Source organism: Thermodesulfovibrio sp. (genome assembly GCF_049969575.1).
GTDB classification, from domain to species: domain Bacteria; phylum Nitrospirota; class Thermodesulfovibrionia; order Thermodesulfovibrionales; family Thermodesulfovibrionaceae; genus Thermodesulfovibrio; species Thermodesulfovibrio obliviosus.
This window is the reverse complement of the sequence record NZ_JBMFOO010000015.1, coordinates 19098-42059: the sequence shown is the minus strand read 5'-3', so window position 1 is coordinate 42059 and position 22962 is coordinate 19098. Positions and strand designations below refer to the sequence as shown.

23 protein-coding genes are annotated in these 22962 nt (G+C 35.7%); 6 read left to right on the top strand and 17 right to left on the bottom strand.

What is annotated here, in order from left to right; translation table 11 throughout:
* Window positions 1-172 precede the first annotated feature (172 nt).
* Window positions 173-946, top strand: coding sequence for a slipin family protein (locus ACP5O9_RS04970; protein WP_424904823.1), 774 nt, complete (start codon window positions 173-175; stop codon window positions 944-946).
* Window positions 933-1646, top strand: a complete 714-nt coding sequence (locus ACP5O9_RS04965) for a TVP38/TMEM64 family protein (protein WP_424904822.1) — start codon at window positions 933-935, stop codon at window positions 1644-1646. The genes ACP5O9_RS04970 and ACP5O9_RS04965 overlap by 14 nt, the downstream gene beginning before the upstream one ends.
* On the opposite strand, the gene ACP5O9_RS04960 is transcribed toward ACP5O9_RS04965, so the two are convergent.
* The 10 genes from ACP5O9_RS04960 to ACP5O9_RS04915 all read right to left on the bottom strand — a co-directional run bounded on the left by ACP5O9_RS04960 (window position 1647) and on the right by ACP5O9_RS04915 (window position 10152).
* Window positions 1647-2624 (bottom strand): beta-ketoacyl-ACP synthase III, encoded by a 978-nt coding sequence (locus ACP5O9_RS04960; protein ID WP_353686659.1) that lies wholly within the window; start codon window positions 2622-2624, stop codon window positions 1647-1649. It lies immediately after the preceding gene.
* The gene (gene plsX / locus ACP5O9_RS04955; RefSeq protein ID WP_353686658.1) at window positions 2584-3621 is read right to left on the bottom strand and encodes a phosphate acyltransferase PlsX; all 1038 of its coding nucleotides are present in this window, start codon (window positions 3619-3621) and stop codon (window positions 2584-2586) included. Before plsX ends, ACP5O9_RS04960 begins: the two co-directional genes overlap by 41 nt.
* A 9-nt stretch (window positions 3622-3630) precedes the next feature.
* Complete coding sequence (rpmF, locus tag ACP5O9_RS04950; RefSeq protein ID WP_353686657.1) at window positions 3631-3813, bottom strand: 50S ribosomal protein L32; 183 nt, start codon at window positions 3811-3813, stop codon at window positions 3631-3633.
* A complete protein-coding gene (locus tag ACP5O9_RS04945) occupies window positions 3806-4324 on the bottom strand; it encodes a YceD family protein (protein ID WP_428723543.1) in 519 nt (172 codons plus the stop codon). Before ACP5O9_RS04945 ends, rpmF begins: the two co-directional genes overlap by 8 nt.
* An 83-nt stretch (window positions 4325-4407) precedes the next feature.
* Window positions 4408-5679 carry a S41 family peptidase gene (locus ACP5O9_RS04940; protein WP_428723542.1) on the bottom strand — a complete coding sequence of 424 codons (1272 nt, stop codon included), beginning with the start codon at window positions 5677-5679 and terminating at the stop codon, window positions 4408-4410.
* A 20-nt stretch (window positions 5680-5699) separates the two neighbouring features.
* On the bottom strand, window positions 5700-6851 hold the full coding sequence (locus tag ACP5O9_RS04935) for a murein hydrolase activator EnvC family protein (protein ID WP_353686654.1): 1152 nt from the start codon (window positions 6849-6851) through the stop codon (window positions 5700-5702).
* 2 nt (window positions 6852-6853) lie between these two features.
* The gene (locus ACP5O9_RS04930; RefSeq protein ID WP_428723541.1) at window positions 6854-7717 is read right to left on the bottom strand and encodes a cell division protein FtsX; all 864 of its coding nucleotides are present in this window, start codon (window positions 7715-7717) and stop codon (window positions 6854-6856) included.
* Entirely contained in the window at window positions 7714-8361 is a 648-nt protein-coding gene (gene ftsE, locus ACP5O9_RS04925; protein ID WP_353686652.1) for a cell division ATP-binding protein FtsE, read from the bottom strand. The genes ACP5O9_RS04930 and ftsE overlap by 4 nt, the downstream gene beginning before the upstream one ends.
* A complete protein-coding gene (locus tag ACP5O9_RS04920) occupies window positions 8358-9341 on the bottom strand; it encodes a transketolase family protein (RefSeq protein WP_353686651.1) in 984 nt (327 codons plus the stop codon). Before ACP5O9_RS04920 ends, ftsE begins: the two co-directional genes overlap by 4 nt.
* Complete coding sequence (locus ACP5O9_RS04915; RefSeq protein ID WP_353686650.1) at window positions 9328-10152, bottom strand: transketolase; 825 nt, start codon at window positions 10150-10152, stop codon at window positions 9328-9330. Before ACP5O9_RS04915 ends, ACP5O9_RS04920 begins: the two co-directional genes overlap by 14 nt.
* Before the next feature lie 84 nt (window positions 10153-10236).
* Between ACP5O9_RS04915 and polA the strand changes: the two genes are divergently transcribed.
* The 4 genes from polA to kdsA all read left to right on the top strand — a co-directional run bounded on the left by polA (window position 10237) and on the right by kdsA (window position 15970).
* A complete protein-coding gene (gene polA / locus ACP5O9_RS04910) occupies window positions 10237-12723 on the top strand; it encodes a DNA polymerase I (RefSeq protein ID WP_428723540.1) in 2487 nt (828 codons plus the stop codon).
* Between the two features lie 63 nt (window positions 12724-12786).
* Window positions 12787-14154, top strand: coding sequence for an adenosylmethionine--8-amino-7-oxononanoate transaminase (gene bioA / locus ACP5O9_RS04905; protein ID WP_353686648.1), 1368 nt, complete (start codon window positions 12787-12789; stop codon window positions 14152-14154).
* An 11-nt stretch (window positions 14155-14165) separates the two neighbouring features.
* Window positions 14166-15143, top strand: a complete 978-nt coding sequence (locus ACP5O9_RS04900; RefSeq protein ID WP_428723539.1) for a hypothetical protein — start codon at window positions 14166-14168, stop codon at window positions 15141-15143.
* Complete coding sequence (gene kdsA, locus ACP5O9_RS04895; protein ID WP_353686646.1) at window positions 15143-15970, top strand: 3-deoxy-8-phosphooctulonate synthase; 828 nt, start codon at window positions 15143-15145, stop codon at window positions 15968-15970. Before ACP5O9_RS04900 ends, kdsA begins: the two co-directional genes overlap by 1 nt.
* Here kdsA and ACP5O9_RS04890 read toward each other — a convergent pair.
* The 7 genes from ACP5O9_RS04890 to alaC are packed head-to-tail and all read right to left on the bottom strand — an operon-like array spanning window position 15965 to window position 22958.
* Window positions 15965-16798 (bottom strand): ParB/RepB/Spo0J family partition protein, encoded by an 834-nt coding sequence (locus ACP5O9_RS04890; protein WP_353686645.1) that lies wholly within the window; start codon window positions 16796-16798, stop codon window positions 15965-15967. The genes kdsA and ACP5O9_RS04890 overlap by 6 nt on opposite strands.
* Window positions 16779-17549 carry a ParA family protein gene (locus tag ACP5O9_RS04885; protein WP_353686644.1) on the bottom strand — a complete coding sequence of 257 codons (771 nt, stop codon included), beginning with the start codon at window positions 17547-17549 and terminating at the stop codon, window positions 16779-16781. Before ACP5O9_RS04885 ends, ACP5O9_RS04890 begins: the two co-directional genes overlap by 20 nt.
* A gap of 3 nt (window positions 17550-17552) precedes the next feature.
* The gene (locus ACP5O9_RS04880) at window positions 17553-19334 is read right to left on the bottom strand and encodes a penicillin-binding protein 1A (RefSeq protein WP_424904817.1); all 1782 of its coding nucleotides are present in this window, start codon (window positions 19332-19334) and stop codon (window positions 17553-17555) included.
* Window positions 19331-19720, bottom strand: a complete 390-nt coding sequence (locus ACP5O9_RS04875; protein ID WP_353686642.1) for a M67 family metallopeptidase — start codon at window positions 19718-19720, stop codon at window positions 19331-19333. Before ACP5O9_RS04875 ends, ACP5O9_RS04880 begins: the two co-directional genes overlap by 4 nt.
* The gene (locus ACP5O9_RS04870) at window positions 19717-20460 is read right to left on the bottom strand and encodes a HesA/MoeB/ThiF family protein (RefSeq protein WP_424904816.1); all 744 of its coding nucleotides are present in this window, start codon (window positions 20458-20460) and stop codon (window positions 19717-19719) included. The genes ACP5O9_RS04875 and ACP5O9_RS04870 overlap by 4 nt, the downstream gene beginning before the upstream one ends.
* Window positions 20460-21740: a homoserine dehydrogenase gene (locus ACP5O9_RS04865; RefSeq protein ID WP_353686640.1), complete on the bottom strand. Its 1281-nt coding sequence runs from the start codon at window positions 21738-21740 to the stop codon at window positions 20460-20462. The genes ACP5O9_RS04870 and ACP5O9_RS04865 overlap by 1 nt, the downstream gene beginning before the upstream one ends.
* A 9-nt stretch (window positions 21741-21749) precedes the next feature.
* Window positions 21750-22958 (bottom strand): alanine transaminase, encoded by a 1209-nt coding sequence (gene alaC / locus ACP5O9_RS04860; protein WP_428723538.1) that lies wholly within the window; start codon window positions 22956-22958, stop codon window positions 21750-21752.
* Between the last annotated feature and the right edge of the window lie 4 nt (window positions 22959-22962).

The following is a 22962-nucleotide window of genomic DNA, read 5'->3' as shown; positions in this document are numbered from 1 at the left end:
AAATGAGCTCAGTTACAGACCATATAACACAGGACATTGGAAGCATTGCAGAGGGTTCAAAAGAGATATCACTTGCAGTTGACCAGTCAGCACAGACAGCAACTGCCTTAGCAAGATTAGGTGCAGAGCTTAACACTGCCATTGGCAGATTTAAAGTTTAAGGAGGTTTTTTATGTTTTTTGAAACTTCACTTTTAACTTTGATTGTAATTATTTTCCTGACAGTTTATATTCTCAGCAGCGCAATCAAGATTCTTAAAGAATATGAAAGAGGAGTTGTATTCAGACTTGGAAGAGTAATTCCTGTTAAAGGACCTGGATTAGTTCTTATATGGCCAGTTATTGACAAAATGGTAAAAGTAAGCCTGAGAATTGTTACAATGGATGTTCCAGCACAGGATGTTATTACAAAGGATAATGTTTCAGTAAAAGTTAATGCAGTTGTTTATTTCAGACCAATTGATCCAGTTAAGGCAGTTACAGCTGTTGAGGACTTTTACTATGCAACAAGTCAGATTGCTCAGACAACCCTTCGTAGTATTCTTGGGCAGAGTGAACTTCAGGATTTGCTTACAAATCGTGAACAGATTAATGCAGAGCTTCAGAAGGTTATTGACTCACAAACAGAACCCTGGGGAATTAAGGTTACTGCAGTGGAGGTTAAAAATGTTGACCTGCCACAGGAAATGTTAAGAGCAATGGCAAGACAGGCAGAAGCTGAAAGAGAGCGTAGGGCAAAAATCATTCATGCAGAAGGAGAGCTTCAAGCTGCTGAAAAACTCACAGAGGCAGCAAGAATTATTTCATCAGAGCCTGCTGCATTGCAACTCAGGTACTTGCAGACTTTGAAAGAGATTGCCTCTGAGAAAAACTCAACAATCCTTTTCCCTCTTCCAATAGATTTAATCACTCCTTTCATGGAGCTTATATCTCGTGGTAAAAAATAAGATAACTTTTAAAGCACTGCTCAGGTTTATAGCCCTTGCAGTGCTTATTGCTTTATCTGTTTTTTTAGCCTATAAATTTGGAATTATTGAATTATTTCTCAATGAGGAAAAACTTAAAAGTTTTATACAGTCTCTTGGACCCTTTGGGGTGATTGGCTTTGTTCTTTTACAGGCTTTTCAGGTAGTAGCAGCACCAATTCCTGGTGAAGTAACAGGATTACTCGGTGGTTATTTATACGGAACTGTAGGTGGAATAGTCTTATCCACAATCGGACTTACGCTTGGCTCAGTAGTTGCATTCATTCTTGGAAGAACATTTGGAAGACCATTTGTTGAAAGGGTTGTTGATCCAACGGTCCTTAGTAAGTTTGACTATCTGCTACATCATAAGGGTGCATTTTTAGTATTTTTTCTTTTTTTGATTCCTGGATTTCCAAAAGACTATCTGAGCTACTTTTTGGGATTAAGCAGCCTCAGCGTTCTTGAGTTTACAGTAATTGCAGGAGTGGGAAGACTTCTTGGAACAGTTCTTCTTTCTCTTGGTGGAGACTATCTGAGACATCATGAATATGAAAAATTTTTGAGTCTTGCTGGCATAGCAGCGGTTGTAATGGTAATAGTATGGCTATTTAAAGAAAAAATTGAACGCCTTTTAAGGATATGGCATGTAAGCAGATATAGAAAAAAAAAGAAAAAATGATTACCACTTTATCAAAGCTGACCCCCATGTAAGTCCTGCTCCAAAGGCTGCAAGCATAACATATTCACCTCTTTTAATTTTTTCATTCTGCACAGCTTCATCCAGTGCAATAGGAATAGAGGCAGCTGAGGTATTACCGTATTTATTTATATTTACCATTACTTTTTCCATTGGCAGTTCAAGTCTTTTTGCCATTGCTTGAATAATTCTAATGTTTGCCTGATGAGGAACCAATAAAGCAAGCTCTGAAGAAGTAATTCCAGCCTTTTTAAGCGTGGCATCAACAATTTCTTCAAGAGTTTTAACTGCAACTTTGAATGTTTCATTGCCTCTCATTTTTATAAAGTTAAGCCTCTGTTTAATTACATCTTCTGTGACAGGCATTTTTGAGCCTCCTGCAGGCATGTGTATAAAATCCCACATTGTTCCATCTGAATAAATGTCTATTATCTTAATTCCTTCATCTTTCTTTGTTGGTTCAAGTATCACTGCACCAGCTCCATCAGCCAGAAGAACACAAGTGGTTCTGTCAGTCCAATCGGTAAATTTTGAAAGAGTCTCAGCACCTATGACAAGTGCTCTCTTTGATGAACCTGTTCTTATGAATTTTTCTGCTACAGCCAGCGCATAAATAAAGCCTGTGCACGCACCATTTATGTCAAAGGCTACTGCACGGGTTGCTCCAAGCTTCATTTGAAGAATACACGCACAGGATGGAACAAGCATATCAGGTGTAACTGTTGCAACAATAATTAAATCTATGTCTTCTGCGGTTAAATTTGCTTTTTTTAATGCTTTAATAGAAGCTTCATAGGCAAGATCACTTGTTGCCTGCTCTGCTGATGCTATTCTTCTTTCTTTTATTCCTGTTCTTTCAGTTATCCATTCATCTGATGTTTCTACCATTTTTTCAAGATCATGGTTTGTTAAAACTTTTTCAGGAACATAAGAGCCTGTTGAAACTATTCGTGCTTTCATTAATCTCCTCCATATGCTCTAAACTTTCTGAGATTGTTTTGTAAATCTCTTTTTTTGCCATTTCTGCAGCAACCTTTATTGCATTTTTTATTGCCTTTGCCGAAGATCTTCCATGACATATTATGCTTGTGCCATTAATTCCAAGTAAAAGAGCGCCGCCATACTCTGAGTAATCAACCTTTTTCCGAAAACTCTTTATAGCTGGTTTTATCATCATATATCCAAGCCTTCCAGTTATTATCTCTGTGACCTCTCTTTTTAGCATTTTCATCAATGCTTCTGCAAGCCCTTCACCTACCTTCAGGACAATGTTACCTACAAAACCATCACAAACAACAACATCAGCTGAGCCAAAAAATATATCTTTTCCTTCAATATTTCCTATAAAATTGAGCTTTGATGACTTAAGAAGCCTGAAGGCTTCTTTTGTTGCCTCATTTCCTTTTGTTGCTTCCTCACCAATGCTAAGAAGCGCTATTTTGGGAGAAGTGGAGTTAAAAAGAGCTTTATGATAGGCATTTCCCATGTAGGCAAATTGAAGTAAATGTTCTGCTTTACAATCAACATTTGCTCCTGCATCGAGAAGAATAAAATGACCTTTAAGACTTGGCATTACTGTGGCAATAGCTGGTCTGTCAACATTTGGTAGCTTCCCAAGTAAAAGAAGGCTTAAAGCCATCATTGCACCAGAATTACCCGCACTAAGAACAGCTTGAGCATTGCCTTCCTTTACAAGTTCTATAGCTTTTTTCATGGATGTATTTTTTCTTCTAATGGCAGTTGAGACAGTTTCATCCATCCCAACCTGTTCTTCCACATGCAAAATAGATATTTTTCCCTTTAAATCTTTCCTGTCTTTTAAAAATTCATTTATTTTATTTTCCTCCCCAACAAGAATAATCTCTATTTCGCTATCTGAAGCTGCTTCTATAGCACCTAAAATATTTACTTCAGGGGCAAAATCGCCCCCCATTGCATCAACAGCAATTTTTAGCATTTTTTTAAATTACTCTTCAACCTCTAAGAATTTTTTTCCTTTATAAGTGCCACAATTTGGACATACCCTGTGTGCGAGCTTTGGCTCCTTACATTCAGGGCATTCAACAAGTGTAGGCACAGCCATTTTAAGCCAATTTGCTCTTCTTTTGTCCCTTCTTGAAGGGGTATGACGATGTCTTGGATTAGCCATTTTTCTTCATCCTCCTTAAAAGTGATTGTAATATAGCCATTCTTGGATCTATTTCTTTAACTACGCATCCACATTTAAATTCATTTAAATCTGTCCCGCAGATAGGACATAACCCTTTACAGTCTTCAGAACACAAAGGTTTCATTGGAATATTAAGCAAAATTTGGTCGCGAATTATATCTTCTGTGTCAATTATTCCTTCTCTGTAAAAATCTACATCCATTTCATCTTTCTTAAGTTCAACAAGCTCTTCTTTACTGAGCTCCTCAATTGGATGATATGTAACTTCCACTAAGGTTTTTATAGGCATCGTATATTCCTTAAGGCATCTGCTACATTGAAGTTCAACTTCTCCACTAACAATACCTTTTACAAAAACCTCTGCTCCTTTTTTCTCAATCCTCAAAATTGCTTTAAAAGATTTGGTAATCTTTATTCCCTCTATTTTTGGAGTTTCTTCCAGTTCAATATCAAGTCCTTCATCAGGTATATCAAAGACCTCGATTTTCATTTTAATACCTCAAAATAAAATTCTCCCGCTTTCGCGGGAGGTCAAAAAATATTTTAACAGAAAATTGAAAATTCTTTACAGTGTTATGCTGCCTTTTTTAATTTTTCCATTATTTTCCAGCTTTTTAAAATATCAATTGCTCTCTGAAGCTGGGTATCATCTTTTTCATCAACCTCTTGAGGAGCCTTTTCCTGAGGTTCAACTTTTTCTCCCTTCAGATGTTGTTCAAGATCCTTTTCTCTAATTACAGGAACTTCCTTGCCATTTTTGCTTTCAAGTTTTACCACTATATCTGGCATTATTCCAACTCCATGAATGCTTCTTCCTTTTGGTGTGTAGTATTTCGCTGTAGTAAGTTTCAAAGCAGATCCATCACTTAAAGGAATGAGGCTCTGAACAGAACCTTTTCCAAAAGTTTGCACTCCGACAATTAAAGCCCTGCCCCAGTCTTGTAAAGCTCCTGCAACAATCTCTGATGCAGAGGCAGAACCTTGATTTACAAGAACAATCATAGGAATATCAGTGTAAGCAGTCCTTAAATTTTCAGTATAATAATCGATTTTGTCTCCTGTTCTTCCCTTAATTGATACAACAAGATGCTTTGGAGGTAAAAATTGTTCAGAAACATCAACTGCACTCTGAAGAAGTCCTCCAGGATTATTTCTTAAGTCAAGAATAAGGCTTTGCATTCCTGATTCTTTAAGACTTTGTAATGCATTTGCCAGATCCTGTGCTGTGCCTTCTTGAAATTGAATGAGTTTTATATAACCAATTTCTTTATCAATCATTTTGTATTTTACGCTTTTAATTTTGATTATGTCTCTTATAATTGTGATGTCTTTAGGTTGTTTCCATTCATCCCTCTGTATTGTAAGAGTAACAGGTTTTCCTTTTGGCCCACGCATTTTTGACACAGCATCATTTATATTCATATCTTTTGTTGACTGCCCATCAATTTTTATAATCTTATCACCTGCTTTAATTCCAGCTTTCCATGCAGGAGTGTCTTCAATCGGAGCAATTACTGTTAAACTACCATCTTTTATCCCAATCTGAATTCCTATTCCTCCGAATTCACCTTTAGTTTCTGTCTGAAATTCTTTATAGGCTTCTGGAGTTAAATAGGCAGAATGAGGGTCAAGAGAATTAACCATTCCTTTAATTGCAGATATTATGAGTTCATGGGGATTAACATTTTCAACATAATTTTTCTTTATTGTTGTAAAAACCTCAGTAAATGTCCTTAAATCCTCGTAAATACTATCTGTATTTTGAGCTGCTGACCATCTTCCTATTATTATTCCCATAAAGGCAATAATAAAGATTAATGCTGAAATCTTAATCTTTTTTTTCATCTCTTATTTATTCCTCCTTTTCATTTTCTTAACCACTGTTCTGGATTAAGTGGTTTTCCTCTATATCTAACCTCAAAATACAAGGCTGGCGTATCTATATTTGAATTACTTCCAACTGCTCCAATGACTTGCCCTGCTTTAACATACGAACCTTCCTTCACGCTCATTGAACCAAGATTACCATAGACTGTGTAGTAACCATCTCCATGACTTATTATAACAAGGTTTTCATATCCTTTAAAATAATTTGCATAAACAACCCTACCGTCAGCAGAGGCTTTTACTTGAGTGCCAGGTTGTGCTTGAATGTAAATTCCGCTTCTCATAATTGGAACATTAAAAACAGGATCCCTTTGGCTGCCATAATGGGCAACAACAGGACCGCTCACAGGCCATAGAAGACTTCCTCTTTTTTTAGTAAAACCTCCCTGCGGCAAAGATTCTATTTTACCTGTTCTTTTTTCTTTTCTTTCAGTTTCCTGAAGAAGTCTTGTAAGCCTTCTTGCATTTTCTTCAAGTTCCCTAATTTTTTTCTCATAAAGGGCTTTATTTTGTCTTACCTTAGCAAGTAAAACTTCCTTTTCTTTTTTCTTTTGCTTTTGAGCTTCCTCGGTTTTTTTAAGAGCTTCCTCTTCCTGCTTTAATGAGGCATAAAGTTTTTTTAACTCTGTTTGTTGCAGTATTAAATTACCAAGTTCTGCTTTATATTGTTGTATTAGTTTTTTATCAATGTTAACAATTTTTTGAGTATTTCTCATGAGACGAAATGCCTTTGTTGTGTCTTCTTCCATTAAAATTATCAATGCTACATCAGGCTCTTTGCTCAGTTTCTGAATTCCTTTTATTCTGTTTATTAGATAAATCTTTCTCTCTTCAAGTTGAGCGCTGTAAGTTTTTATCCCTTTTTCTGTTTCTGCAATTCTTATCTGCAGGCTTTTTATCTTTGCACGATGATTTTTTATGTTTTTTTCTATTTCACTAAGTTGTCTTGAAACTCTCTTTAAATCTTCAAGAACATTTTCTTCAATTTTTTTTGTCTCCTCGAGCTTTTTTTTATGGATCTTAAGCTCTTTTTTTATCTGATTTAATTCTTCTTTTGGTTGAGCAGCAAAACTAACAGAACTCACAACAATAAAAAATAGGGCTATTATAATGTGTAACTTTTTACTCATCTTTATTGATATTTTATTTTACCAAGTGCAAAAAAAGAAGAAAGCATCCCAAAAATTACACCAAATACTGGCAATACATAAAAAACCTCAACAGGAAAAACAATCTGAGTCACTGCTGGCAGGTAAGTTAAAATATCTTTTGAATGTAAAGCAAAGTATATCAAAATAATTAAAACAGTTGCAAAAATACTTCCTCCCAATCCAATGATTCCTCCTTCAATTAAAAAAGGCAGTCTTATGAAGGAAGGAGTTGCTCCAAGAAGTTTTAAAATCTCAATTTCTTCAGTTTTTTTCCAGTAAAAACTCTTTACAGTAGCGTAAATTATAAATAAAATTGCAATTGAAATAAAACAAAGCACAGCAATAGCAAAATTCCACATGGTTACCTTTATTGTCTTCAATCCTGATATGATTTTGGTTGGATAATAAACATCATCAACAATTTTTATTTCTTTGATTTTTTTTGTTATTTCTTCAATATTTTTAAGATTTTCCTCTTTTATGAAAGCCTCTACTGTATCAGAAAGGGGATTGTATCCAATAAGTTGTATTAATGATGGATCAATAAGATCTTTCATTTCGTTTAAAGCTTCATCTTTTGAAATATATTGAATTTTTGAAAAAACTCCCATTTTTTTTAAATTCGCAATCATAGAAGAAGTTTCATCCTGAGTTGTGCCTTCTTTTATATATATAACTATGGCTGCTTTCTCAGAAAGCTTTTTTGTAAAAATTTCAAGATTGTAAAGCAGTAAAAATACTGCTGTAAAAATAAAGAAACATATGCCAATACTAACCATACACAGTAAAGATGACCATCTGTTGAACCATAATCCTTTAATTGCTGATTGAAGCTGCATCTTCATTGAACTTTCCCCTCTTTTAAATTTAAAACTCTGTAAGAAGAATTTTTAAAAAGTTCTTTATTATGTGTGGCAATGACAACATTACAACCTTTGTTATTTATTCTTTTAAAAAGATTTATTACATCCTGTGATGCCTCAGGATCAAGATTTCCTGTAGGCTCATCAGCAAGAATAATCTGAGGATTTGTAATAATAGCTCTTGCTATGGCAACTTTTTGCTGTTCACCACCAGATAGAGTTTTAACAATGCTGTCTGCTTTATGTCTTAAGGCAACATCTTTCAAAACATCAAAAACCTTTATTTTAATCTCTTTTTCTTTTTCTCCAATAACTCTCAAAGGAAGTGCCACATTGTCAAAAACTGTTAAATCCTGCCTTAATCTAAAATCCTGAAAAACAAAGGTAACCACTCTTCTTAGTTTTGGTATCTCTTTTTGTTTTATTCGGCTGAGTTCAAAATCTGCCACCTTTATTTCACCTTCATCCGGGAATTCGCTTCCAAAGATTAATTTAAGAAGTGTTGTTTTACCAGCTCCAGAAGGACCTGTTATGAATACAAGCTCACCTTTTTCTATATTAAATGAAACATTTTGTAAAACAGCCACTCCGCTGTAGTATTTATAAACTCCCTGGAACGTTATCATTTTTTAAAAAAATCTTTCACTGTTTGAACAATGTTTTCAGCTGTAAGACCATAAAGTTTGAGCAATTCTTTCCATGAACCAGAGCATCCAAAGGTATCTCTTATCCCGATTCTTTTCACTACAGTAGGATGATTTTCAGAAATAAACTCAGTTACAGCTGAACCAAGACCTCCAATTATTGAGTGTTCCTCTGCTGTTATGATTAACTTTGAAGACCTTGCAATTTTTAATAAAGTTTGCTCATCAATTGGTTTAACAGAGGAAAAATTTGCTACACCTGTATCTATTCCTTCTTTATTTAAAATTTCTGAAGCCTTCAATGCCTCTGAAACCATAATTCCATTTGCTATTATGTTTACATCCCTGCCAATTTTAAATAGATAAGCTTTTCCAATCTGAAATTTATAGTCTTCAGGCATTACTGAAGAAACCTTTGCCCTTCCAAGTCTTATATAAACAGGTCCGTAGTATTCTGCTGCCAATGTTACAGCCTGTGCAGTTTCATAGGCATCTGCTGGAACAATAACTGTCATCCCGGGGATAACACGCATAAGTGCTACATCCTCAACTGCCTGATGAGTTGCTCCATCCTCGCCAACTGTAATTCCTCCATGAGTTGCAACAATTTTTACATTTGCATTTGAATAACAAACAGTCTGCCTGATCTGTTCCCATGCTCTTCCAGTGGCAAAAATTGCAAATGTGGAAGCAAAGGGAATTTTACCTGTAAGAGCAAGTCCAGCAGCAACTCCAATCATATCCTGTTCAGAAATTCCAATGTTAAAAAATCTTTCTGGAAAGCTCTTTGCAAACTTGGCAGTCTTTGTGGAACAGCTGAGATCAGCATCAAGAACAACTATATTTGGATTTCTCTTGCCTAATTCAACAAGTGTAATACCATAAGCATCTCTTGTTGCAATCTCTTTTCCATAAAACTGGGAAACATCATTTAATAAACAAGCCTCATTAATTTTTCCCATCCTTTAACTCCTTAAGTGCAATTTCAAGCTCCTCATGTGTTGGAGCTACTCCATGATACTGAACCTTTCCTTCAAATATGGAAACTCCTTTACCTTTCAGAGTATTTGCCACAATTACTGTAGGTTTTCCTTTTATTTTTTCAGCTTCATTTAAAGCATCAACAATTTCCTGCATATTATGCCCATCAATTGTAAATACATTCCATCCAAAGGCAAGAAATTTATCCTCTATAGGTTTTATATTCATTACTTCGGTGCAGGCTCCATCAATCTGAAGATTGTTGTGATCAATGATAGCACAGAGATTGTCAAGTTTGTAATGAGAAGCAGTCATGGTAGCTTCCCATACCTGTCCTTCCTGAATTTCTCCATCTCCTAACAAACAGTAAACCCTTGCTGGAATGTTATCAATTTTTAATCCAAGAGCAATTCCACAGGCTACAGAAAGCCCCTGCCCAAGAGAACCTGTTGAAACTTCAACTCCTGGCAGTTCTCTGCAGCATGGATGACCCTGAAGAGGAGAGCCAATTTTTCTTAAAGTGCCAAGAAGAGATTTATCAAAATATCCTGTAAGAGCTAAAACTGCATAAAGCAGAGGTGCTGCATGACCTTTTGAAAGAACAAATCTGTCTCTTTGTTGCCATTGAGGATTTTTAGGGTCATGTCTCATTTTATAAAAATACAAAGCAGTTACAATATCTGCTGCAGAAAGGCTTCCTCCTGTATGTCCAGAGCCTGCCTGAGCAAGCATTTTTACAATTTCAATTCTCAACTGTCTTGCCTTTTCTTTTAAGAATTCTATATCTGTCACTACTTCACCTCTGATTTTATTATTTAATTTTTAATTATAAATCAAAATCACAAAAAAAGACATCTTCTATGGTATTCTAAAAATATGCAAGAAATTTATCTGCTTGATGGAAGCTGTTTTGTTTACAGAGCCTATCATGCTATAAAAGGACTGAGTAACAGTCGTGGTATCCCAACAAATGCTGTTTATGGTTTTACAAGAATGCTTCTTAAGCTTCTTAAAGAAAAAAATATCGAATACATGCTTTGTGCCTTTGACAGTCCCCATCCAACTAAAAGGCATAAAATATATGAAGAATATAAAATAACAAGGCCTGAGACACCCAAGGATTTACCACTCCAGATTGAATATATAAAAGAGATTGTTGATGCTCTGGGTATCAAAAGAATAGAAATTCCCGGATACGAAGCTGATGATATAGTAGCCTCTGTCATTTTTAAACTTCAGCCTTCAGGATTTTTTTATATCGTTAGTCTTGACAAAGACATGCTACAGCTTGTCTCGCAGAATGTAAAAATCTATGACCCTTTCAATAACATTATAATTGATGAAAAGTATGTCATTAATAAATACGGAATTTCTCCTGAAAAACTTAATGATTTTATGGCTATGGTGGGTGACTCTATTGACAACATTCCAGGAGTAAAAGGAATTGGAGAAAAAACAGCTTTAGAGCTTTTAAAGAGATATGGCTCTGTGGAAAACATCATTAAAAATCTTGATATTATAAAACCTTCAAAGGTCGCAGACATTTTAAGAAAAAACATTGAAGCGGTGAAGCTCAGTAAAGAACTTGTAATGTTAAAAAAGGATGCTCCTGTTGAAATTAAACTTGAGGAGCTTAAAATAAAGAAGCAGAACACGGAAAAACTTGCTAAAATTTTTCGTGAACTTGAATTCACAAGCCTTCTAAAGCAGACAATGCAACTTTATATAAAGCCACAGATAGAAAAATCAGAAAACAAAAAAACTGATGTTCAAACATTACTTAAAAAAATAAAAGAAAAAGGAAGTTTTTCAGCATCAATTGATGAAAATACTCTTAATGTTGGTATTAATGGAGATGTATATGAAATATCCCTTGATGATTCAGAATTGATTCTGTCTTCTCGAGCATTAAAAGTTTTATTCAATGTAAAGGAAACACTCAGGAGATTGAAAAATTCAGGCATCAGACTTGAACCTCCTTACTTTGATCTTATGATAGCAGCATATCTTATAAATCCAAACAGAGGTAAATATAATTTTGATGAGCTTGTGCTTGAATATCTTGGCAAGTTCTATAATGATTCTCAAAATTCTGTTTGTTATATGCGTGAGCTTTATGAAAAATTAAACAACGAATTAAAAGAAAAGGAGCTTGAAAAACTTTATTTTGATATTGAGATGCCTCTTATTGAAGTACTCTTCCACATGGAGGAAGCAGGAATAAAGGTTGATCTTGAAAAACTTGAAGCTCTTACCAGAATTGTATCTACAGAGATTGATAAAATCAAGGAAAAAATTTACAGAATTGCAGGGAAACAGTTTAATATTAACTCACCAAGACAGCTGGCAGAAATTCTATATGACAGGCTTGGACTTAAGAGCAGAAAAAGAGGTAAAAAGGCTCGTTCAACAGAAATGGAAGTTCTTGAAGAGCTTGCCACACAACATGAACTGCCTCAGGAAGTAATCAATCATCGCATACTAAATAAGCTTTTGACAGCTTATTTAATTCCTCTCAGAGATTGTGTAAATCCTGAAACACAAAGAATTCATACAAAATGGTCTCAAACCGTAGCAGGAACAGGAAGAATTATCAGCAGTGAGCCTAATTTACAGAACATTCCTGTAAAGGGACAATGGGCAGAGTTCTTAAGAGAAGTCTTTATACCTGAAGATGGATATCTGTTTCTGAGTGCTGATTATTCTCAGATTGAGTTAAGACTTCTGGCTCATATGAGTAATGATACTTCTCTAATCAAAGCATTTCATGAAGGAAAGGATATTCACAGAGCAACAGCATCTGAGATTTTTTCAATACCTGAAGAAGCTGTTACAGAGGATCATAGAAGAATTGCAAAGACTGTAAATTTCGGCATTTCTTATGGAATAAGTCCCTTTGGACTGTCTGACTCAATAAAAATTCCCTATGAAAAGGCTCAGGAACTGATTGAGCTCTATTTTTTAAGATATCCAATGGTGAAAAAATTTATTGAGGAAACAATTTCTTTTGCAAGAAAAAATGGCTACGTAAAAACTCTTTTTGGAAGAATTCGCCCCCTGCCAGAAATTAACAGTCCAAATCAGTTTTTAAAAATGCAGGCAGAAAGAATAGCAGTGAACGCTCCTATTCAGGGAACTGCAGCAGACATTATAAAAATTGCAATGATAAGAATATACAGACATCTTAAAACAAAAAATATGAATGCAAGGCTTATTCTTCAGATTCATGATGAGATAGTTCTTGAAGTGAAAGAAAATATCATTGAAGAGGTGAAAGAAATTGTCAAGAATGAAATGAAAAATTTTGATCTCAAAGTGCCTCTTGAGGTCAACATCTTTACAGGTAAAAATCTAAATTTATAAGCTCAATAATCTCTCTATTGAGCAATTTTGTTGTGTATAATATAAATAAATCTGGAGGGCAATATGAATAAAAAAACTCTTATTGAATGGGATAAAAAATACATATGGCATCCTTTTACACAGATGAATCAATGGCTTACTGAAGAACCCGTAATATTTACTGAAGGCAGAGACTGCTTCTTAAAGGACATTGATGGAAAGTGGTATCTTGATGGAGTATCATCCCTCTGGGTAAACATTCACGGGCATAGAAGAGCTGAAATTGATGAGGCAGTCAAAGCACAGATCGACAAACTTGCACACTCCACATTGCTTGGAGCATGTAATGAACCAAGTATAGTGCTTGCACAAAATCTTGCTGAAATGCTGATTGAAAGACTTCCATGGGGTGAGCCTCTTACAAAGATATTTTACTCTGACAATGGCTCAACAGCAGTTGAGATTGCTCTGAAAATTGCCTATCAGTACTGGGTTAATCAGGGCATCAAGGAAAAAGATACATTTGTAAGCCTAAAAGAAGGTTATCACGGAGATACAATAGGTGCAGTAAGCGTTGGAGGAATTAAGCTTTTTCATGAGATTTACAAACCCCTGCTAAGCAAATCAATTCAGGCACCTGCACCCTATTGCTACAGATGTGAATTAAAGCTAAACTTTCCATCCTGTGGACTTGCTTGCCTTGGTGAAATGGAAAAAATAATAAGGCAAAATCATGAAAGAATTGTGGCTGTAATAGTTGAGCCTATTGTTCAGTGTGCGGGTGGTATAATTGTATGGCCTCAGGGATATTTAAAGGGGCTAAGAAAGCTATGCAACAAATATGAAATTCTTTTAATTGCTGATGAAGTGGCAACAGGCTTTGGAAGAACAGGCAGAATGTTTGCCTGTGAACATGAAGAGGTAACTCCTGATATAATATGCCTTAGCAAAGGAATAACAAATGGTTACATGCCATTGGCAGTTACTGCGGTGAACGAAAAAATCTTCAATGCCTTTTTAGGTGAAATTGAAGAAAGAAAAACCTTTTATCACGGACATTCCTACACAGGAAATCCCTTAGCTTGTGCAGCAGCCATTGCCAGTCTTGAAATATTTAAAAAAGATAGAACTTTAGAGAATCTTCCACCGAAAATCGAATTATTGAAAAATAAGCTTTCAGAGATAGCAGAGCTTTCCCATGTAGGAGATGTAAGACAAAAAGGAATGATTGCCGGAATAGAACTTGTAATGGATAAAAAAACAAAAGAGCCTTTTGCATGGAAAGAGCAGACTGGCTGGAAAGTAGTTAGATTAGCAAGAAAATACGGAGTGTGGCTCAGACCGCTCGGCGATGTTATAGTAATCATGCCTCCACTTGTTATTTCAGAGGAAAATCTTGCAAGGTTGCTTGAGGTAATCAAAGATTGTATAATAAGGATTAGTTCAGATTGAGGAGGTTAAAAATGAGAAGATTATTTTTAGCAATACTTATAATTTTTGCTATTGGATGTACACAGCAGGTAAAGACAGATATTGCCGGAGTTGGAGAAACTTTTCCTACAGCTCCATCAGCAATTACATGGGATGGTAAAAATCTTATAATTGCAAAGGAGGGCATAATTGTTTTTTTAGAAAACATAGACACAGCTACTGCTGGCTCTTTCATAGGATATGAGGGCCACTATTTTCTAAATAACTATCCAATAACAATAACATCAAAGGAAAATCCACCTTATATAACAGGACTTGCATGGCAGAAAACAGCATATTCTGGCTTCATATGGGCGGCAGATGCAGCGAATAAAAGACTTATTAAACTGACTACTCAGGGAGAAACAATTAAGAGTATTCAATTAAACAAAATCTATCCTGAAGACATGACATTTGATGGAAAATATCTCTGGATTGCTGACTCTAAAAGAGGAAAGGTATTTAAAATAACTACAGAAGATGGCTCAGTAATTGAAGAATATCTCTCACCTGTTAGCTATCCTACTGCTTTAGCATGGGATGGAAAATATTTGATAGTCGCTGGAATTATAAATCCTGCTCTTCCGTCTGATTCATCGGATAATGTAAAAATCCTGAGATTAGATACTGTAAATGGAAAGGTTATTGAGGAAATCTCAAATTCTCGCTATGTTACATTTCCTTCAGCAATGGTCTGGATTGACGGCAAACTCTGGATTTCTGATAGAAATTCTGGTTATATTGTAAAAATTAGTGATTGGGGAAGCCCTTCAGCAGATGAAAAAATTTATAAACTGGCAACAACCCCCTCTATAATTAAAAAAATTGAAACAAAAGAGGAGAAAAAAGAAACTGAAAAAGATATACAAGAAGCAAAAAAAGCTGCTGAAGAAGCCAGAAAGGCTGCAGAAGAAGCAAAACAGGCTGCAGAGGCAGCTAAAAAAGCTTTTGAATTACAGCAGAAAAAATAATGTTTTCTATTGGTAACATTGAAATAAAAAGAGACGAACTTTTTGTCATAGCAGGACCCTGTGTTATAGAATCTGAAGAAATATTATTTAAAACTGCTGAAAAATTAAAGGAAATTACTCAGAACTTGAAAATTCCATTAATATTTAAATCTTCCTATGATAAAGCAAATAGATCATCAATAAAGTCTTACAGAGGTCCTGGAATAAAAAAAGGGCTTGAGATATTAAATAAAGTGAAAGAAGAATTTGATCTACCAATTCTGAGCGATGTTCATTCAGTGGAAGAGATACAAATTGCAAAAGATTTTCTTGATGTTATTCAGATTCCTGCCTTTTTATGCAGACAGACAGATATGATTGTGGAAGCAGGGAAAACTGGAAAACCTGTGAATGTTAAAAAGGGGCAGTTTCTTGCTCCATGGGATGTGAAAAATATAATTGAAAAGATTGAATCTACTGATAACAAAAAAATAATCATTACAGAAAGAGGAACAAGCTTTGGATATAATAATCTCATCGTTGATTTCCGCAGTTTTCCAATAATTCGCTCAATGGGTGTACCTGTAGTTTTTGATGCAACTCATTCAGTTCAGCTTCCTGGAGGTGCTGGAACATGCTCCTCAGGGCAGAGAGAGTTTATTCCCTATCTTTCTCGGGCAGCTGTTGCCTGTGGAGTTGACGGATTGTTCTTCGAGGTCCATCCAGAGCCTGACAGAGCTTTATGCGATGGTCCGAATATGATTCCTCTTAAAGAGTTCAAAGAGCTTCTTAAATTTCTCATTGAAATTCATAACACAGTAAAAAACTTGAGCTCAATGAATTCATGAATCAAGGAAGGATTTTCTAAATATTCTCTGTAAAATACCATCAAGCTCATCAAGGGAGTTGTAAAATATTTCAAGCTTGCCTTTTTTACCTTTATGTAAAATCTTAACTTTATATCCAAGCTCTGAAGTAAGTTTATCCTCAAGTTCTGCTATTTCCGGAATAATTTCCTTGGAAGGCTTGGGTTTATCTATTTTTTTTACAAGCTCTTCAGTCTGCCTCACAGACAATGACTTTTTTATAACCATATTTGCAATTTCTATCTGTTTTTGAGATTCTTCAACTGAAAGAATTGCCTTTGCATGCCCCATTGTTATTGTACCCTGTTTAAGATGTTGTCTTATTTCATCAGGAAGCTTGAGAATTCTCAAATAGTTTGCAATTGTGGCTCTGTCTTTTCCAACTCTTTTTGAAAGTTCTTCCTGTGTAATGTTAAACTCTTTAATGAGTCTGTCAAATGCAGAGGCTGTTTCAACAGGATCAAGGTCTTCTCTTTGAATATTTTCAATCAGTGCAATCTCAACAGCTTCCGAAGGAGAAACATCTTTTATAACCGCTGGAATTTTTTCAAGTCCTGCAATTTTTGCTGCTCTCCATCTTCTCTCTCCAGCAATTATTCTAAAAGTTCCATCACCAACACGGGATACAACAATAGGCTGAATAACTCCCTTTTCCTTGATGGATTGGGCAAGTTCTTTTAAAGCTTCTTCATTAAAATCTGTTCTTGGTTGAGCCTCACCTGGAATTATTCTTTCTATTTCAATTTCCTGAAGCTGCTCTTCCTGCTTAGGAATTAAAGCATCAAGTCCTTTACCGAGTGCTTTCTTCATTTAAAAACTCCATAGCAAAACTTAAATAACTTTGCGAGCCCTTTGATTTTATATCATAAAAAACAGCCGGCTTTCCATGACTTGGAGCCTCCGCAAGTGTTACATTTCTTGGTATCATTGTATTATAAACTTTTTTACCAAAAAAGCGTCTCACTTCCTGAGCAACCTGCCTTGACAAGGTATTCCTTCCATCAAACATCGTAAGTAGAATCCCTTCAATTTTAAGCTCTGGATTTAGTTTGGCTTTTACAAGTTCAACTGTTCTCATAAGCAATCCCAGTCCCTCAAGAGCATAATACTCACACTGAACAGGAATTATGAGAGAATCTGCTGCTACAAGACAGTTAAGTGTCAATAATCCCAAGGATGGAGGAGCATCAATAAAAATATAGTCAAAATCTGAAACAATTTTAAAGAGCAAGTTTTTTAAAATAAACTCTCTGTTTTCCCTGTGAACAAGCTCTACTTCAACTCCAACAAGGTCTATTGTTGATGGAATTATCCAGAGATTTTCAAAAGCTGTGCTGAGTTTTGCACTTTCTGGAGGATGTGAATTAATGTATAAATTATAAAGGCTAAAATTAAGTTTATGCCTGTCTATTCCTGCTCCTGTTGTAAGATTTCCTTGGGGATCTGAATCCACTAAAAGAACCTTTTTGCCTTCAATACTGAGGCAGGCTCCCAAATTTAAAGCTGTTGTAGTCTTCCCAACTCCGCCTTTCTGATTAGCAATGGCAATTATTTTACCCATTTTTTATTTTAACATTTGCCCTGCTTCTTTCATAAAATCTATCCATATTGGAAGGGCTGCTCTTGCTCCTGCTTCCTTTGGTCCAATTGGCTTGTGATTGTCCCTTCCTACCCATACACCAACCAGTAAATTGTCATCAAATCCAACAAACCATGCATCAGAAAAATCATTGGTTGTCCCTGTTTTGCCATAAACTTCTCTTCCAATTTCCTTTGCTTTCTGAGCAGTTCCTGAAAGAACAACCTCTCTTAAAAGCTCTCTAATCTGCTCCACTATTTCCTCTGGTAGTACTGTTTTTATTTCTGGTTTGTTTTCTTCAATTGTAATACCATTGTGGTCAGTTATTTTTTCATAGAAAATTGGTTTTATTTTTTTTCCTGTTGCAAACACTGAGTAGGCTGCTGTGAGCTCTATTGGTTTTACATCAGAGCCACCAAGGGCTGTTGAAAGATATGGATGAATCTTTGTTGTTAAACCACACTCCTGAGCAAATTCAACAACTTTTTTAATGCCTATCTGAGAGGCTAATCTAACAGTGGCAGAATTTAAAGAAAGAGCAATTGCCTTGCGGAGTGGAACTTCACCATGGTATTCATTGTTATAGTTTTTCGGACTCCAGCTCTTACCCTGAACTGCACCAGGAAAACTAACAGGAGCATCAAGAATTGTATCATCAGGACTCCAGCCTTCAGTGAGAGCCACTGCATAAACAAAGGGTTTAAAGGCACTTCCAGGCTGTCTCAGCGCAAATACTCTGTTGTACTGGCTCTCCCAGAAATCATTTCCTCCTACCATAGCCCTTACATAACCTCTTTTAAGGTCAATGGCAATCAATGCTGCCTGAACCTTAGGCTTTACCCTCTTGTGAATCTCATTAAGCCCTTTCTGCACAGCTTCTTCTGCTTTTTTTTGAAGATTGTAATCAATCGTAGAGTAAATTCTTAATCCATCCTTATAAAGTCTTTCTCCATATTTTGCTTCAAGCTCCTGCCTCAATGTCTCGACAAAATAAGGAGCTTCAAATCTTCTGTAGTGTGGATGTTCAGCAAGAGGCTCTTTTACTGCCTCGGCATACTGCTCCTTTGTAATAAACCCCTCTTCAAGCATTTTCTGTAAAACAATGTTTCTTCGTTTTAATGCTATCTCTGGTCTTTTAAACGGATTAAAGGCTGATGGTGCTTTAGGTAGAGAAGCAAGTAAGGCAATTTCAGAAATTTTTAACTCCTTAAAGGATTTACCAAAATAGGTCTCTGATGCAGCTGCTATTCCATAAGCTCTATTTCCAAAATAAGCTTGATTTAAGTAGAGTCCAAGTATTTCATCCTTTGTGTATTTTTTCTCAATCTGTATTGAAAGTATTGCCTCCTTTAACTTCCTTGTAATGCTTCGCTCAGGTTTTAGAAACAGCATCTTTGCAAGCTGTTGTGTGATTGTGCTTCCTCCTTCAACTATTCCTCCAGCTTTTATATCTCTATAAAGAGCTCGCAAGATACCAATAATATCAACCCCTGGATGCTTGTAAAACCTTACATCTTCTGCAGCAACAAAGGCTTTTTTTATCAAGTCAGGAATTTCATAATGGGGAACGAATTTTCTTCTCTCATAGAAAAACTCTGTAAGAACCTGCCCATCAGAGGAATAAACAATAGAGGCTTCCATAGGTCTATAGCTCTCTAAGGCTTTTACATCTGGTAGGTCTGAAAAAAGCCAGTATATATAGCCTGCACATGCACCAATCAGAAAAAGAAAGAAAAAAATGGCAGTATAAAATATTTTTGCTTTCATTGCTCAATAACTAATTCTTCCTCATAAACTTTTCCATCATTTATTTTAAAACATTTAACCTCAAAATCTGGTTCTAAAGCAACTATCACATGGTAAACATCATAAAAAGAAAGCTCTATATCTTTGCTGGATGGATAGGCAGAGCCAGAAGGATGACTATGAAAAATAGCAACCATTTCAAGCCCTTTGTTTTTAATATCTTTCATTGCCCTTAACTGTTCTTTTGGCTCCATGAGATAGCTTACTGAAGAATTCTCTATATTTTTTATTTTATAAATTTTTGTTACCATATCATGCTTTCCAGCAAGAATTCCGCAGGCTTCATAGGGCAAAGAAGCTACACAATGGCTTATCATTTCATCAAAAATTTCTTTTTTTATTTTCATTTACATATTGGACAGGATGGATTTTTTAGAAATTTTGCTTCTCTGAAAGCTCCTTTTAAAGCATCATATATAATTATTCTGCCATGCAAAAGCTCTCCAAAACCAACCAAGATTTTTATTGTTTCTGTAGCTTGAATTGAGCCAATTACTCCTGCTACAGGAGCTAAAATGCCTCTGGAGGTGTTGTCTTCTGCTTCATCAAAAATACAGTGATAACAGGGCCCTGCTGGAGGAATTATATCAAAAACCTGTCCTTCAAACTCTGATACTGCTCCAATTACAAGGGGTTTGTTTAATTTAAAACATGTTTCGTTAATAATTTTTCTTGTTTCAAAATTATCAGGACAGGCAACAACAACATCATAAAATTTTATATAATCCATAGCATTTTTCTTGTTAATGTCTTCAGGATATGGAAGAATCTGTATTTCACTGTTAAGTTTTTTAAGATTTACCATCGCTGAAATCACTTTTGGCATGCCAATATGTTCTTCATTATGAAGAATCTGACGCTGAAGATTACTTATTTCAACTGTATCAGGATCAATAATCCCGATGTAGCCAATACCAGAGCAAGCAAGCCAGTAAGCTACAACACTTCCAAGCCCACCTATGCCAATTACTAAAACCTTTGATTCTTTAAGCTTTCTCTGTCCCTTTAAACCAATCTGAGGAAGTATAATCTGACGGTCATATCTTAAAAGCTGTTGCTCACTTAAGCTTTGCAGAATAGAATACACTAAGATTCTTCTCCCTCAACCCTAATAAACACACTTTTATCTGAAACCACAGGCAGTTTATCTATTTTTTCCAATGCCTCAAGTACATCCTTTTCCCTGGCTTTATGAGTTAAAATTACAAGAGGAACAGCTCCAGCTTTTGATCTTCCTTTCTGAATTACTGACGCAATACTTATGTTGTGCTCTCCAAAAACTCCTGAAATCTTTGAAAGCACTCCAGGACGATCAAGTGCAGTAAACCTGAAATAATACATGCTTTCTATTTCTTCCATTGGTTTAATTTTGTATTTTTCTGAAAAATCAAAGGGCATTGTATTAACACCCTTTGCAATATCAACTATGTCTGCGGTAACTGCACTTCCTGTAGGCATGCTTCCAGCACCTCTTCCATAATAAAGAGTTGAGCCTACACTGTCTCCTTCCACATATATGGCATTAAAAACACCATCAACCTTAGAGATTAAATAATCCTCTGGCACCATTGTGGGGTGCACTCTTAGCTCAATCTCTCCATTAAGAATTTTTGTTATTGCAAGAAGTTTGATTTTATATCCGAATTCCCTTGCAAAGGCTATATCCTGCGCAGTTATCTTTGTAATCCCTTCGCAGTAAACTCTATCAAAACTTAAAGGAATTCCATAGGCTAAAGATGCCAGAATGGTAATCTTGTGAGCTGAATCAATCCCTTCAATATCAAGGGTTGGATCTGCTTCTGCAAACCCTAAAGTTTGTGCTTGCCTTAAGGCATCCTGAAAATCAATCCCTTCATTAGTCATCTTTGTAAGGATAAAATTGGTTGTTCCATTGATTATTCCATAAATTGCAAGCATCTTGTTTGCCACAAGACCTTCTCTCATTATTTTAATAATGGGGATCCCACCTCCAACAGAGGCTTCAAAACCAATTTTTAATCCTCTGGATAAAGCTTCTTTAAATATTTCATTTCCCTGTTCTGCCAATAAAGCCTTATTTGCTGTAACAACATGCTTTCCATTTTTTAAGGCTTCCATAATGAATTGTTTTGCGACAGTAGTGCCACCTACAACTTCAACAACTATATCAATTTCCGGGTCTTTTATGATTTCCCATGCATCTGTTGTCAAAAGCTCTTTTGGAAGAGTTATTTCTCTCGGTCTTTCGATGTCTTTATCTGCAACTTTTTTTAACACTACATCTATGCCTGTTCTTTTTTTAATTAACTCTCTCTGATTAAGAAGAATTTTTACTGTTCCCGTTCCAACTGTTCCAAAGCCAATAACACCAACCCTAACCTGTTTCATTACCCCTCCTTATCCTACTTTTCTAATTTTCTTTACCTGAGGAATCAAATTTAATGCCCTTTTAATACCTTTACAAGCTTGCCTTATTCTGTGTTCATTCTCAACAAGAGCAAATCTGACAAAACCTTCTCCTCCTTCACCAAAACCTATGCCTGGAGATACAGCAACCTTTGCTTCATTTATTAAAAATTTGGCAAACTCCAGAGAACCCATTTTTTTGAAAGGTTCTGGAATCTCTGCCCACACAAACATTGTTGCCTTTGGTGGTTCAACTTTCCAGCCTGCCTGATTTAATCCTTTTATGAGAACATTTCTTCTGAGTTCATAAGTTTTTCTTATTTCTTCAACACAATCCTGCGGTCCTCTTAATGCTACAATTGAAGCAATCTGAATTGGCTGAAACATTCCATAGTCAAGATAGCTTTTTATTTTCGTGAGTGCTCCAACAATCTCTTTATTGCCAACACAAAAGCCTACTCTCCATCCAGCCATTGAATAACTTTTTGTCATAGAGAAAAATTCAACTCCCACATCCTTTGCCCCTGGAACCTGAAGAAAACTTGGAGCTTTATAATCATCAAAAACCAGATCAGCATAGGCAAAATCGTGTATGACCATAATGTTGTTTTCTTTAGCAAAGTCAACCACTTTTCTAAAAAAGTCAAGATCCTCTACCACTGCTGTTGTTGGATTATGAGGAAAATTAATTATCAAAATCTTGGGTCTGGGCCATGAATTTTTATAAGCTCGTTCAAGTTCCTCAAAGAAATCCATACAAGGGCATACACTAAAGGTTCTCACATCTCCACCGGCAATTATTGCTCCATAGGGATGAATTGGATAAGCTGGAGATGGAGTAAGCACCACATCACCGGGTTGCACTGCTGCTAAAAGTAAATGGCTCAAACCCTCTTTTGAACCAATTGTAACAACTGCCTCTGTTTCAGGGTCGATATCAACATTAAATCTCCTTTTATACCACTCTGAAATAGCACATCTCAATTGAGTGATTCCTCTGCTTGCTGAATATCTGTGATTTTTTGGATTCTTTGCTGCTTCACATAGCTTTTCCACTACATGTTTTGGAGTTGGTAGATCAGGATTTCCCATTCCAAGATCTATGATGTCCTCACCTTTTCTTCTCAATTCAGTTTTCAATTGATTTACCACTGCAAATACATAAGGAGGCAGTCTTTTAATTCTTGGAAAATCAAACATTTTT